The sequence below is a fragment of the Pseudomonas protegens genome, assembly GCF_003363755.1.
Taxonomy (GTDB): domain Bacteria; phylum Pseudomonadota; class Gammaproteobacteria; order Pseudomonadales; family Pseudomonadaceae; genus Aquipseudomonas; species Aquipseudomonas danubii.
Map to the genome: position 1 here is coordinate 914,696 of NZ_CP031396.1, position 13,294 is coordinate 927,989.

Genomic DNA, 13,294 nt, shown 5'->3' on the forward strand with positions numbered 1-13,294 from the left:
ACGGGACCTGCTTCACGGGCGCCGGCGCAGGGCCAACGGCCAGTACCATTGCGCCGGTCGCGGCCGTAACAGGCGTTCGTAGAGCATCCATAGGGTGCACAACAGCATCAACAACAGGTGGCCCTGCTCCACCAGCAGCGGCAACAACATCAGCGGCCAGCAGGAACCCACGCACCAACTTCCGAGCGTCACCCCGAACCCCAGGCAGTCACGGACAAAGCGCCAACCGAAGGCGGCGATTCGCGGTTGCCGGTGACACTGGTTCAGGCAGTGCTGCTTGAACGGCGACGCCTGCCACAGCAGGCACAGGGCCAGGGCCGCCCCCAGGCTCGGCAGGGACGACAGCCCCAACCAGAGTCGGGTTACCACCACCAGCCCCAGCAACACCAACCCCATCACGCTCCAGACCGCGACAAAACCCAGCACGAACAGACTCACCGCCTGCCAGCGCTTGCGCCGCAGGCTGCGGTGCCAGACGTACCTCAGTGGCTGCACCAGCAACAACGGCGTCATGGCCAGCAGCATCAGCAGCCAGGCCAGCAACAGCGGCCCCGGAGGGTTGAACAGCAGCGCCTGCTCGATGCCCTGCCAGCCCAGGGCATAACCGGCCAACGGCAGGCTGCCGCAGAACGCCGGGATCGACAGCAGCGCCGTCGATCCCAGCAACCATCCCCAACCGCAGAGGCTGGCCAGCAGCAACCAAGGCACCGCACCACGCCCCAGGCGCTGCAGATGGCCCTTCACGCCCCTCAGCCTCCCAACCGCGTGAGGCTGACCCGCGCGACCGTCACCTGATCCTCCGGACGGACCGGAGTCTTGGAGATGAAACGAACATCCAGCTGATCCGCCGAGGTGATGCCGTTCAAGTGCAAGGCATCGATGATGTCGGTGATTTCAAACACCTCGGTGATGCCCTGGCCACCGTGATCACCGTCCGCCCGGCAGGCCTGGCACAGGCCGAACAACGACAGCACACCGGCACGCAGTTGCGGATGCTCGGCCGGGTCAGCGCCCGGTGGCAGGTTGATATAGACCTGCAACACGATCGAATCGCGTTTGCCGCGGATGTTCTCCAGGTTGAGAAAGACCCGGTCCGGAGGGGTCAGGTCGGCGGCCAACAGGTTCGACTTGAGGCTGCTGAACACCTTCTGTGTACTGGCCTTGTCCAGTACCACCCGGGTCTCTGTCGAACGGCCGACGAGGTCCAGGGGTGCCTGATTGGCGCCGATCAATTCACTGCTCTGCTGATTGCTCATCAGTAGCCCCTGGGTAGAGAACTGCTGCACTTGATCGACCGCCAACCCCAGGCGCACCAGCCGCTGGTGCAGTGGATGGACGTCGGGCTTGGCGGCGGTGCTGGTGTCGTAGCGATAGTCGAGACCGGGGGCCTGGGTGTCGAGCATCTGCGCCACCTTGAATTTCCACGGTTGCCCGCTGACGGTGGGCACGACAAAGGGCCGGTTCAGGCCGGTCGGGCCGTTGTACCAGTCGGGCACATCAGGGTTCTGGTGCTCCTGGTTGCTGTCCAGCCAGACCTGCCAGAGGCGGTCGATATTGGCGTGGTGCAGCCAGAAAATCGGGTCCAGGGCCGCCGTCTGCGGGTAGCTCATCAAGCCCTGAGCCGGCTGCTGGCCCGCAGGCACCGGCGTCACCTGGTCCTCACCCCCCACTTCGGTATGCACGATATTGTGCGGGCGCGCCTCCAGGCCGCCACGGATACCGCTCTTGTGCCCGCCCAGGCTGCTGGCGGTGCCACCAAAACCCGGCGGATTGCCCATGTAGCCGCCTTCGAACACTGGATCATCCAGGCATCCCAGGCCGATCAAGTCGGCTATCAGCACCACCTTGCCATCGCCGTCGGGACCGTAGCGGCGCTCGACATACAACGGGTTCTTGCCACCACCATCGGGCAGGGTCCGGGCGGCGAAACACAACGGCAGCTGCAAGGCTTTCTGCCCCAGGTTGTAGTTCCAGTACGGCAACGCCCAGTCCTTGGGGCCACCGAGCTTGACCACGGCATCACGGACAATCTGCTCGAAGGACGCCACGTAGCCGCGATGCCAGGGCAGGAACATCCAGTTGGAATGCTGGCATTGGTTCCAGTACAGCTGACGCTCGTTTTCGTCAGGCAGCTTTTCGCCCTTGTGCAGATAACCGGCGTCGCGCCACATGCCTTCGTCAAACCCGTGAATCGCCGCGAGGAACCGCCAACTGGTGCGATCGGTGATCGGTCGCTGCTGCAGGACGCCGACCGCCTTGACATACCACAGCAAGGTGTGATCCCAGTCGCTGTTGAACTTCCATACATCACGCCGAACATGAACCATGGCCTATCTCCCTGATAAAACCGCGCTACAGAGGACGAATTTCCTCCGCTGGCAACGCTAGATCAGGTGATATCAATCTGCCTGCCCGGCCCCGGTAAAAGCGGACCGATGGCAGGCCGTTCGGCGGCTCGGTTCAGCGCCCGGAAAAACGCAGGCGCGACAGCTGGCGCAGGTCGCCTTCCAGGTAATAGTCATCGCTCCAGCGGTCGTCCACCGCCAGGGGCCGGACCTGCTTGAGGGCCAACTGCCTGGCGAAGTAGCGAAACCGGTAATGCTCATAGAAGCGCAGCAGTTCCAGGCCGTAGCGATCCGCCAGATCGGTGTCGCCACGGATGATCAGGTAGTTCTCGTCATTGCTCTGGCTGGCGCCGACGCTGAGGTTGTGGCTGCCGCTGATGATCACCGGAGCCTCGCTGGTGAAGTCGGTCACCAGCGCCTTGGTGTGCACCAGCAGGTTGCCCCTCTGGCCCTTCAGACCCTCCTTGAGCCAGCCTTCCAGGCCCTTGTTGAGCAAAGCGGTGGCGGCAAACTCGGCGGTGCGATCGGCGTGGAAGCCGGTGATGCGACTGGCCGTGTTTTGCAGGCCATAACGCAGCACATCGTCGTGGGGCTGGCCGAGCAAGGCGTCGAGAATCCTGTCGGGCAAGGCGAAGGCGGTGACGAACAGCAGGTCGCGGCGGGCGCCGTTGATGATGTCGACGAACTCACTGAGATCGCCCTGCCCCCTGCGCGGAGAAAAACCGGCGAACAGCGGTGCATCCGGCTGCATGGGATTGTCCTGGGTCAACCATTTGCGCGTGGCGCCCACGTCCGTCGGCGCCTGCCAGATCTGCTCGAACACCTGTAGATAGCGCCCGGCAATGTCCGGGTGATCGAGGCTGTGCAGCACATTGGCCTGGCGGTAGACCCCATTGGCGGTGAAGTTGGTGCTGCCGCAGAGCACCGCTTCGGGCTGACGCTGGCCGGCGGCGTCGAGGCGGCTGAGGACGATGAACTTGTCATGGAAGATCCCGTGGGTCACCCGCCCGCGTTTGCTGTGCTCGGGCAGGTGCTGCAGGCTGGCCTGGTTCTGCGTGGTGTCGTCGTCCCCGGGGCCGGCGTGGTACAGCACCCGCACGTGCACGCCACGGTCGAAGGCGGCGTTGACCGCGTCAACGACGGCCTGCAACTGGTACTCGTAGATGGCGACGTCCAGGCTCCAGCTGGCATCCGTGGCGCGCTGGATAAACCCCAGAAGCGCCTCCAGCAGACCGTTTTCCAGCCATTGCCGCGGGGCGTCGGGCCAGGATTCGATGGGCAGTTTCTTGTTGTTGCTGAGCAACGCATCCAGTTGCGGAAACTTGCGCGAGAAGGCCTGGCTGGCGGCCACGGCACGGTTGAAGATCACCTGCTGCCCCGGCGGCTGGCCGTTGTCGGCGGTGATGCTCAGTTCCAGGGCCTCCCCCAGTTGCGGCGCATCGGGGCTGCCGTAGGCCAGATGCACCCGATAGTTGAGGGTGGTGCCGGGGCGGACCGCGTAGTCGGCCCAGCGAAACTTCTGCAGCGGCGCCTGATCGCTGGGGGTGGCGTTGTATTGGGGGAAGGTATGGGTCTTGCCGGGGAAGGTCAGGCTATTGAACAGAAACAGCCAGGGCTTGCTGCCGACCTGCTTCTCGATGGCGAAGCCCAGCAGCCCCTTGCGCCGTGACGCATCCAGATCCATGGCCAGCAACACCCCATTGGTCCCGGCATAGGCCTTGACCCGGAAATCGTCCTTATCGTTACGCACCAGTACCCGCATCGCTTCACTCCTGTGTTGGCGCAGGCAGTGTAGCCGCTGCCAAGCCTCGGCGAGGCTGCGTAAAGGTCCGCAGGACCTTGCCTGGTGATCGACTGACGAGTCTCTAGCGCTCTCAGGGTTTTTGCGGCCCTGCGGGCCGTTCGCAGCCTGCGGCAGCGGCTACAATCTCGGGTTGGTGTAGCCGCTGCCAAGCCTCGGCGAGGCTGCGTAAAGGTCCGCAAGACCTTGCCTGGCGATCGACTGACGAGTCTCTAGCGCTCTCAGGGTTTTTGCGGCCCTGCGGGCCGTTCGCAGCCTGCGGCAGCGGCTACACCAGCCCGGATTGACACTGGCTGTAGCCGCTGCCGAGCCACGGCGAGGCTGCGAAAAGGCCCGCAGGGCCTTGCCTGGCGATCGACTGACGAACCTCTAGCGCTCTCAGGTTTTTTGCGGCCCTGCGGGCCGTTCGCAGCCTGCGGCAGCGGCTACAGGTCGATGTGTTGGTAGGTGGCGTTGAGGCGTGTGGCCAGTTCGCGGGCGCGGCCCAGGCGGATCGGGCCGCGTTCGATGTCGAGCAGCAAGGTCGGGCAGTTCAGGGGCTGCAACAGCGGCAGGGTTTTCAAGCGGCCATCGGTGATCAGCAGTACGCGCTGCTGTTCCGCCGGCAGGCGCCGCTGACGCTGCTCCAGCCACCGGGCCGCTTCGCTCAGGGCTTGTGGCAAGGGGGTGCCGCCAGCAGCACCGAGGCTATCGAGCCAGTGCCGCAGGTCCTGGGAGGCTTTCAGGCCCTGGACCTGCCAGCTCGGTGCGCGGCCGCTGGCGGTGAGCAGGGCCAGGCGCGCGCGCTGGCGGTAGGCGTCGTCGAACAGTTGTGCCAGCAGGCCCTTGGCGTCGCTCAGGGCGCTGTGGCGGCGGGTCGAGGCCGAGGCGTCGACGATCACCAGCCACAGTTCATGGGGCGCGCGGCTGCGCAGGCGAAACAGCAGGTCTTGGCGCAAGCGCGGCCGGCCCTTGAGCAAGGTGCCGGGCCAGTTGATGGAACCGGCGCGGGCCTCGCGGCCTTTGCCTTGCCGGCCATGATCCAGGTGCCCCGCCCGGGGCTTGGCATCCGCCCCCCGATCAGTGCGGGGACGAATGCCTAGGGCTTTTTTGGCCAGCTGGGCACTTCACGCCGGGCGCCGGTGGGCAACGCCTGGGCCGGCATTTCGCCCCATTGGCCCTGGCCTTCACTGGGGTTGGCATTGGCTGACGCCGGCGGCTGGGGGCTGGGCTCCGATTGCGGCGCACTGGGCGCAGTCTCTCGGCGGCGGTGGCGCAAGGCAAACTCGGCGACCGCGTCGATGTCTTGCTCGGCGATAGCGCTGGCACCGCGCCAGGCGGCGTGGGCCCGGGCGGCTCGCAACCACACCAGGTCGGCGCGCAGGCCGTCGACGCCTGCAGCGAAGCAACGCTCGGTGATCAGCTCCAGGGACAGGTCATCGAGGGCGATGGCCGGCAGCAGCGCTCGGGCCTGCTGGCAACGCTCGCGCAACGCCGTTTGCGCCTCGGCCCATTGGCCGCAGAAGCCCTGGGGGTCGCTGTCGAAATCCAGGCGCCGGCGGATGATCTGCCCGCGCTCCTGCGGCGCGGGCTGGCCGCTCAAGGCGACGTTGAGGCCGAAGCGGTCCAGCAGTTGCGGACGTAGTTCGCCCTCTTCCGGGTTCATGGTGCCAATCAGCACGAACTTCGCCGAATGGCGATGGGAAATACCGTCGCGCTCGATCAGGTTGGTGCCGCTGGCGGCTACGTCCAGCAGCAGGTCCACCAGGTGATCAGGCAGCAGGTTGACTTCATCGACATAGAGCACACCACCGTCGGCCTTGGCCAGAACCCCCGGAGAGAACTGCGCCCGGCCTTCGCCCAGGGCGGCGTCCAAATCCAGGGTGCCCACCAGGCGCTCTTCGGTGGCGCCCAGGGGCAAGGTGACGAACTGGCCGCTGGCCAAGAGATCGGCCAGGCCCCGCGCCAGGGTCGACTTGGCCATGCCCCGCGGGCCTTCGATCAGCACACCGCCGATCTTCGGGTCGATGGCGGTCAGGCACAGGGCCAGTTTCAGGCGTTCGGCGCCGACCACGGCGGACAGCGGGAAATGGGGGGTGTCGCTCATGTCGGGGTCTCGCTCAAGGGTTGTGCAAACATCAGGGGGTGGCCACTGCTACAGGTTGCGATCGGCACCGCAGAGCCGTCGCGAGGAGGTTCGGGGCGGTAGCACGTGACGTCGACGTCGTCGGCGTTCGCAGCCTGCGGCAGCGGCTGCAGGCTCAGCTGTCTTCTTCAATATCCAGCAACAGGTGCTCCAGGGCTTCACGATAATCGCCGGGTTCTTGCCACAGGCCGCGCTGCTGGGCTTCCAGCAGGCGCTCGGTCATGTCGCGCAGGGCGTGGGGATTATGCTGGCGGACGAACTCGCGGGTCGAGTCGTCCAGCAGGTAGGCGTCTGCCAGCAAGGCGTACTGGTGATCGTCGATCAGCTCGGTGGTGGCGTCGAAGGCGAACAGGTTGTCCAGGGTCGCGGCCATTTCAAAGGCGCCCTTGTAGCCATGGCGCTTGACCCCTTCGATCCACTTCGGATTGGCCGCCCGGGAGCGGATCACCCGGTTCAGTTCTTCCTTGAGGGTGCGGATCTTCGGCAGGTCCGGCTGGCTGTGGTCGCCGTGGTAGCTGGCGGCCTTGGCCCCGCTGAGGCTTTCCACCGCGGCCAACATGCCGCCCTGGAACTGGTAATAGTCGTTGGAATCCAGCAGGTCGTGCTCGCGGTTGTCCTGGTTCTGCAACACCGCCTGCACCTGGCTCAAGCGGGTGGCGAACTGCTCGCGGGCGGCGGTGCCTTCGTCGCTGCCGCCATAGGCGTAGCCGCCCCAGTTCAGGTAGACCTCGGCCAGGTCCTCGCGGCTCTGCCACAGGCGACCGTCGATGGCGCCCTGGACCCCGGCGCCATAGGCTCCGGGCTTGGCGCCGAAGATCCGCCAGCCAGCCTGACGCGCGGCCGCGTCCTGCTCCAGGCCGGAGGCGATCAAGGCCTCGCGCTCGGCGCGGACCCTGGCCGCCAGCGGGTTCATGTCCTCAGGCTCGTCGAGGGCCGCCACCGCCTGCACCGCCGCGTCGAACAGGCGGATCAGGTTGGCGAAGGCGTCGCGGAAGAACCCGGACACCCGCAGGGTCACGTCGACCCGCGGCCGGTCCAGCAGGCTCAGGGGCAGAATCTCGAAATCGTCCACCCGCTGGCTGCCGGTGGCCCACACCGGGCGCACGCCCATCAGGGCCATGGCCTGGGCGATGTCGTCGCCGCCGGTGCGCATGGTGGCGGTGCCCCACACCGACAGGCCCAGGTGCAGCAGGTGATCGCCGTGGTCCTGCAGGTGGCGTTCGAGAATCAGGTTCGCCGACTGGAAACCGATGCGCCAGGCGGTGGTGGTGGGCAGGTTGCGCACGTCCACCGAATAGAAGTTGCGCCCGGTGGGCAGCACGTCCAGACGCCCGCGGCTGGGCGCGCCGCTGGGTCCGGCGGGGACGAAACGGCCGTTCAAGGCGTCCAGCAGGCCACGCATTTCCGCCGGGCCGCATGCGTCCAGGCGCGGCGCGACCACTTCGCGCAAGGCGTCGATGATGACCCGCACCGGCTCCCAGCCCGGCTCAGCCAACTGCGCCACCGGGCCCTGGAGCGCGGCTTCGATCAATGCTGCGGCGTACAGTTCCAGGCGTTCGCGCACATCGCCCGCCGTGCGCCACAAGGCATCGCTGAGCTGTCGCAACGGCTGCGGGCGGCGCCCGGTCCAGGGTTCGGCCAGGGCGCAGTCCAACGGATCGAAGCCCAGGTCGAAGGCCTTGGCCAAGGCCCGCAGCAGACTGGCATGGGCGCCCTTGCCATCGCCCCGGGGAATGCGCAGCAGGGCCAGCAGGGTGTCGATGCGCAGTCGGCCGTCGGGGGATTCGCCGAACACGTGCAGGCCATCGCGGATCTGCGACTCCTTGAGGTCGCACAGGTAAGTGTCCAGGCGCGGCAGCCAGATCGCCGCGTCGGCGTCGCTGTCCAGCTGTTCGCCCAGTTGCAACTCGCGGTCGATGTGGGTCTCGCGCACCAGTTGCAGGATGTCCCGTTGCAGCTCGCGGGCGCGACGTGGGTCCAGCAGTTGGGCTTCGTAGTACTCGTCCGCCAGCAGTTCCAGGTTACGCAGCGGGCCGTAGGTTTCGGCACGGGTCAGGGGCGGCATCAGGTGGTCGATGATCACCGCCTGGGTGCGGCGCTTGGCCTGGGCGCCCTCCCCCGGGTCATTGACAATGAACGGGTAGATGTTCGGCAGCGGCCCCAGCAGCGCGTCCGGCCAGCAGTTCTCCGACAGGCCGACACCCTTGCCCGGCAGCCATTCCAGGTTGCCGTGCTTGCCGACGTGGATCAGCGCATGGGCGCCGTAGGTCTGGCGCAGCCAGAAGTAGAACGCCAGGTAGCCATGGGGCGGCACCAGGTCCGGGTCGTGGTAGACCGCGCTGGGGTCCACCTGATAACCCCGGGCCGGCTGGATGCCGACGAAGGTCAGGCCAAAACGCAGGCCGGCGATCATCATCCGCCCGTCGCGGAACATCGGGTCTTGCTGCGGTACGCCCCAGCGCTGCAGCACCGCCTCGCGGTTGGCGGCGGGCAGGGCCTGGAACATCAGCGCGTAGTCGTCCAGGGCCAGGCTTTGCTGACACGGGCGCTGGTCGAGGCTGTCCAGGTCGTTGCTGACCCCGCCGAGCAACTGGCGGATCAGCTCGCTGCCGCTGGCGGGCAACTCGGCCGGCAGCGGGTAGCCTTCGGCGTGCAGGGCCTTGAGGATGTTCAGCGCCGCAGCCGGAGTGTCCAGGCCGACGCCGTTGCCGATGCGCCCGTCGCGGGTCGGGTAGTTGGCCAGCACCAGGGCGATGCGCTTGTGGCCGTTGTCCTGGCGCCCCAGCTCGACCCAGCGCCGGGCCAGTTCGGCGACAAAGTCCATGCGTTCGGGCTGGCCGCGGTAGCACACCACGTCCGACTGGCTGCGCTCGCTACGCCAAGCCAAGTCCTTGAAGCTGATGGGCCGGCTGATGATGCGCCCGTCCAGTTCCGGCAAGGCGATGTGCATGGCCAGGTCCCGCGGGCCCAGGCCTTGCTCGCTGTCGCGCCAGCCTGGTTCGTTGTCCTGGGCGCAGATGGCCTGGATCACCGGAATGTTGCGGCGGAACGGCCGCAGGTGCGGCGCCTCGGGGCTGGACTGGGCAAAGCCGGTGGTGTTGAGGATCACCCCGGCCGCGGTTTCATCCAGCCAGTCTTCCACCTGACTCAGGCAGCCGGGCTCCTTGAGGCTGGCCACCGCGATCGGCAAAGGGTTGAGGCCCGCCGCCAGCAAACGCTGGCAGAACAGGTCGATAAAGCCGGTGTTGGCTGCCTGCAGGTGGGAGCGGTAGAACAGCAGCGCCGCCACCGCTTGACCAGGCTGCCAATCGGCCTGCCAGTCGCTGAGGGCGGCCTGGCTCTTGTGCGGGTGGTAGATCGCCGTACGTGGCAGGGTCTGCGGTTCGCTCCAGGGGTAGTCGCGCCCCAGCAGGCCGCTGGCCAGGCAGCGGTAGAAATTCAGCGCGTTGTCCCGCCCGCCCTGGCGCAGGAACTGCCACAGGCGGTCGCGCTCGACGGGGCCCACGGTGCTCAGGTCGCTGAGCTCCGGGTCCGGGCGGTCGTCCCCCGGCACCAGGATCAGTTGCACCCCGCGCTGGGACAGCTCCACCAGCCGCTCGACGCCGTAGCGCCAGTAGCCGATGCCGCCGTGCAGGGAAATCAGGATCACCTTGGCGTGGCGCAGCACCTGGTCCACATACAGGTCCACCGAAGCGTGGTTCTGTACCTGCATCGGGTTGGCCAGGCGAAAACTGGGGTAATCCTCGGGCAACTGCTCGGCGGCATCCGCCAGCAGCGCCAGGCTGGAGTCACCGCTGCACAGAATCACCAGCTCGGCGGGGGTTTGTCCAAGGTCGGCAATGTTGTCATCCGACACGAAACCGCCGGGCTGGGTCCTGAGCAGGTGCATGGCTTACACGCTGAGGGCGGCGCGCAGTTGCGCTTCGAGTTGGGCGGCGTCCAGTTCCTGGCCGATCAGTACCAGGCGCGTGGTGCGGGCTTCGTCAGCGCCCCACTTGCGGTCGAAGTGCTTGTCGAAGCGCGTGCCCACGCCCTGGATCAGCAAACGCATCGGCTTGTTGGGGATCGCGGCAAAGCCCTTGACCCGCAGGATGCCGTGCTTGACCACCAGCTGGGTCAGGGCGTCCAGCAGCAGGCTTTCGTCGGCCTGGGGCAGTTCGATGGAGATGGAATCGAAGGCGTCGTGATCGTGGTCGTCGTGGTCGTCATCGCCGTCGTGGTGGTGATCGTGGTGACTGTGGCGGCCGTCGATATGCTCCTCGGAGCCGGCGCCCAGGCCCAGCAGCACGTCCAGGGGCAGGCGACCGCTGCTGGCTTCGATGACTTTCACCGCCGGCGGCAGTTCTTCGGCCACTTCCAGGCGCACCTTGGCCAGGTCTGCGGGGTCGATCAGGTCGGTCTTGTTGAGGATCACCAGGTCGGCGCTGGACAGTTGGTCGGCGAACAGCTCGTGCAGCGGCGATTCGTGGTCCAGGTTGGGGTCGAGCTTGCGCTGGGCGTCCACTTGCTCGGGGAACGCGGCAAAGGTGCCGGCGGCCACGGCCGGGCTGTCGACCACGGTGATCACCGCGTCGACGGTGCAGGCGCTGCGGATTTCCGGCCACTGGAAGGCCTGGACCAGGGGCTTGGGCAGGGCCAGGCCGGAGGTTTCGATAAGGATGTGGTCCAGGTCGCCACGGCGCGCCACCAGTTCGCGCATCACCGGGAAGAACTCTTCCTGCACGGTGCAGCACAGGCAGCCGTTGGCCAGCTCATAGACCCGGCCACTGGCCTCTTCCTCGGTGCAGCCGATGGAGCATTGCTTGAGGATCTCGCCGTCGATGCCCAGCTCGCCGAACTCGTTGACGATCACCGCGATGCGCCGGCCCTGGGCGTTGTCCAGCATGTGCCGCAGCAAGGTGGTCTTACCCGAGCCAAGGAAGCCGGTGACGATGGTGACGGGAAGTTTGGCCAGTGTTTTCATCGGATGCCCCTTGGCAAAGGTGGCGGGCATACGGGACGAGAGCCGCAGCGCAGAGGCGCGCGGAGATTTCGCCACCGGATCACCCCGCCCGGTTGTAGTGAGAATCTGGGATCGAGGCAGGTCTCCTGGCTGAGGGCTTGCCAGTCGTCGGACCGGCGGTTGCTGCGCCTTCCCGCCGGCGTTCTGGACGCGCAGGCAGTGGCCTTGCAGAAACGAAACCCTTCACAGTTGCGGGGGCAGCCGCGGCATCGACCGCGTTCCCTTCTTAGCTTCGACCGCTGGCCGAAGAACCTCGAAGGCGCAAGGCTACGCAGAGCGCGGGGGACGGTCAATCGGCAATACACCGGCATCCGCAATTGACGACGTTACCCCGCCCATGATTTGCTACGCGCCTTGTTACGGGTGCCCTTCACAGGGTGAAACGGGAAACCGGTGAATCACGTGCTTAACTAAAAAGCCGTGACCAGTCCGGTGCTGCCCCCGCAACGGTAAGCGAGCGAAGTGTCAGATCCACTGTGCCAAGGCATGGGAAGGCGACACTTTTCGGCACGGTACGACATGAGTCGCCCCCTGCCCCTCGCGAGCCCGGAGACCGGCCCGCAACACACACATAACAAACCCGCGGTGGGCGGGCGCTGTTGCAAACCCTGCGTGCTCCTCACGCGGGGTTTTCCTGCGCTCCTCCCCCGCCGACACTCCAAAGGGAAGCGCCATGTCGATCATCAGCAGCACCAGCCATTCCGCCAGCAGCACCTCCACCCTGAGCCAGCGCCTGGTGGCCGCCATCGGCGCTTCGCTGCTGGGCGCCTGCCTGGTGTACTTCGCCGGTTTCTCCCATATCGAAGCGGTGCACAACGCCGCCCACGACACTCGTCACAGCGCTGCTTTCCCTTGCCACTGAGACCTGCCGACATGATCAAGCGTATTGCACAAACCGCAGGCTTCAGCGGGTTGCTGGCGGCCTTGCTGCTGACCCTGCTGCAGAGCTTCTGGGTGGCCCCGCTGATTCTGCAGGCGGAAACCTATGAACAGGCCCCGGCGGCCGAAGTCCACGAACACGCCGAAGGCGCCATGGCCGGTCACAGCCATGATGCCGAGGCCTGGGAACCGGAAGACGGCTGGCAGCGCACCCTGTCCACCACCGGTGGCAACCTGGTGGTGGCGGTCGGCTTCGCCCTGATGCTGGCCGGGCTCTATACCCTGCGGGCGCCCAGCCGCACTTCCCAGGGCCTGCTCTGGGGCCTGGCCGGTTATGCGACCTTCTGCCTGGCGCCGACCCTGGGCCTGCCGCCGGAGTTGCCGGGCACCGCTGCCGCCGATCTGGTGCAGCGCCAGGTCTGGTGGATCGGCGCTGCCGCTTCCACCGCCGTGGGCCTTGCCCTGATCGTGTTCGCAGGCAACTGGCTGCTGAAACTGCTGGGCGCCGCCATCATCGCCGTGCCTCACGTGATCGGCGCACCACAACCGGAAGTGCATTCGATGCTGGCCCCGGAAGAACTGGAAGCGCAGTTCAAGATCGCCTCGCAGTTGACCAATGCGGCGTTCTGGCTGGCCCTCGGGCTGATCAGCGCCTGGCTGTTCCGGCGCAAGAACACGGACCTGTACCCGGCATGATCGAAAGGCGCGCGGCGCCGGCCCTGGTGGTCGGCCTGGGCTGCCAGAAAGGCTGCCCGGTGACCACGCTGCGCGCCCTGCTTGAGCAGGTGCTGCAAGCCCACGGCCTGGAGAGCGGGCAATTGCTGGCCCTGGCCAGTATCGACTTGAAGCGTAACGAACCCGGCCTGCTGCAACTGGCGGATCAACTGGCCCTGCCACTGACCTGCTTCAGCAGCAGTCAACTGGCGCCTTATGCCTCGCGCCTGAGCCATCGTTCACAGATCGCCTTTGAACACAGCGGCTGCTATGGCGTTGCCGAAAGCGCCGCCCTGGCCATGGCCGAACAGCTATCCGGTGGCCCGGCCGAACTGCTGGTTTCCAGGCAAAAATGCGCCCAGGCCACCCTGGCATTGGCCACTGCCCGGTAGAATCGCCGACAATTCCCTTCTTCGAACATGAGCGTT

10 protein-coding genes and 2 riboswitches are annotated in these 13,294 nt (G+C 66.6%); of the genes, 3 read left to right on the forward strand and 7 right to left on the reverse strand.

Going from position 1 to position 13,294, the window contains the following annotated elements; translation table 11 throughout:
- Positions 1-12 precede the first annotated feature (12 nt).
- From DWF74_RS03845 to cobW, 7 genes are all read right to left on the reverse strand, one after another.
- A complete protein-coding gene (locus DWF74_RS03845; protein WP_115580385.1) occupies positions 13-744 on the reverse strand; it encodes a DUF2182 domain-containing protein in 732 nt (243 codons plus the stop codon).
- Between the two features lie 5 nt (positions 745-749).
- The gene (locus DWF74_RS03850; protein WP_115580386.1) at positions 750-2,327 is read right to left on the reverse strand and encodes a tyrosinase family protein; all 1,578 of its coding nucleotides are present in this window, start codon (positions 2,325-2,327) and stop codon (positions 750-752) included.
- 133 nt (positions 2,328-2,460) lie between these two features.
- Positions 2,461-4,107 carry a phospholipase D-like domain-containing protein gene (locus DWF74_RS03855; RefSeq protein ID WP_102864888.1) on the reverse strand — a complete coding sequence of 549 codons (1,647 nt, stop codon included), beginning with the start codon at positions 4,105-4,107 and terminating at the stop codon, positions 2,461-2,463.
- A gap of 464 nt (positions 4,108-4,571) precedes the next feature.
- The gene (locus DWF74_RS03860; protein ID WP_115580387.1) at positions 4,572-5,171 is read right to left on the reverse strand and encodes a vWA domain-containing protein; all 600 of its coding nucleotides are present in this window, start codon (positions 5,169-5,171) and stop codon (positions 4,572-4,574) included.
- 53 nt (positions 5,172-5,224) lie between these two features.
- Positions 5,225-6,232: an ATP-binding protein gene (locus tag DWF74_RS03865; protein WP_115580388.1), complete on the reverse strand. Its 1,008-nt coding sequence runs from the start codon at positions 6,230-6,232 to the stop codon at positions 5,225-5,227.
- A gap of 154 nt (positions 6,233-6,386) precedes the next feature.
- Positions 6,387-10,160, reverse strand: a complete 3,774-nt coding sequence (cobN, locus tag DWF74_RS03870; protein WP_115580389.1) for a cobaltochelatase subunit CobN — start codon at positions 10,158-10,160, stop codon at positions 6,387-6,389.
- Positions 10,161-10,163: 3 nt separating this feature from the next.
- On the reverse strand, positions 10,164-11,234 hold the full coding sequence (gene cobW / locus DWF74_RS03875) for a cobalamin biosynthesis protein CobW (protein WP_102864884.1): 1,071 nt from the start codon (positions 11,232-11,234) through the stop codon (positions 10,164-10,166).
- Between the two features lie 98 nt (positions 11,235-11,332).
- Positions 11,333-11,544: riboswitch (cobalamin riboswitch) on the reverse strand.
- A gap of 73 nt (positions 11,545-11,617) precedes the next feature.
- Positions 11,618-11,849, forward strand: a riboswitch (cobalamin riboswitch).
- A 97-nt stretch (positions 11,850-11,946) separates the two neighbouring features.
- On the opposite strand from cobW, the gene DWF74_RS03880 reads away from it, so the two are divergent.
- The 3 genes from DWF74_RS03880 to DWF74_RS03890 are packed head-to-tail and all read left to right on the forward strand — an operon-like array spanning position 11,947 to position 13,258.
- Positions 11,947-12,135, forward strand: a complete 189-nt coding sequence (locus DWF74_RS03880) for a CbtB domain-containing protein (RefSeq protein ID WP_060839964.1) — start codon at positions 11,947-11,949, stop codon at positions 12,133-12,135.
- Positions 12,136-12,146: 11 nt separating this feature from the next.
- The gene (locus DWF74_RS03885) at positions 12,147-12,848 is read left to right on the forward strand and encodes a CbtA family protein (protein ID WP_115580390.1); all 702 of its coding nucleotides are present in this window, start codon (positions 12,147-12,149) and stop codon (positions 12,846-12,848) included.
- On the forward strand, positions 12,845-13,258 hold the full coding sequence (locus DWF74_RS03890; protein ID WP_115580391.1) for a cobalamin biosynthesis protein: 414 nt from the start codon (positions 12,845-12,847) through the stop codon (positions 13,256-13,258). Before DWF74_RS03885 ends, DWF74_RS03890 begins: the two co-directional genes overlap by 4 nt.
- Positions 13,259-13,294 lie beyond the last annotated feature (36 nt).

What these genes read in the sequence shown, in the direction of transcription:
- DWF74_RS03890 (WP_115580391.1), top strand. Translation starts at nt 12,845, where the DNA reads ATGATCGAAAGGCGCGCGGCGCCGGCCCTGGTGGTCGGCCTGGGCTGC.
- DWF74_RS03865 (WP_115580388.1), bottom strand. Translation starts at nt 6,232, where the DNA reads ATGAGCGACACCCCCCATTTCCCGCTGTCCGCCGTGGTCGGCGCCGAA.
- cobW (WP_102864884.1), bottom strand. Translation starts at nt 11,234, where the DNA reads ATGAAAACACTGGCCAAACTTCCCGTCACCATCGTCACCGGCTTCCTT.
- DWF74_RS03885 (WP_115580390.1), top strand. Translation starts at nt 12,147, where the DNA reads ATGATCAAGCGTATTGCACAAACCGCAGGCTTCAGCGGGTTGCTGGCG.
- DWF74_RS03880 (WP_060839964.1), top strand. Translation starts at nt 11,947, where the DNA reads ATGTCGATCATCAGCAGCACCAGCCATTCCGCCAGCAGCACCTCCACC.
- DWF74_RS03850 (WP_115580386.1), bottom strand. Translation starts at nt 2,327, where the DNA reads ATGGTTCATGTTCGGCGTGATGTATGGAAGTTCAACAGCGACTGGGAT.
- DWF74_RS03855 (WP_102864888.1), bottom strand. Translation starts at nt 4,107, where the DNA reads ATGCGGGTACTGGTGCGTAACGATAAGGACGATTTCCGGGTCAAGGCC.
- cobN (WP_115580389.1), bottom strand. Translation starts at nt 10,160, where the DNA reads ATGCACCTGCTCAGGACCCAGCCCGGCGGTTTCGTGTCGGATGACAAC.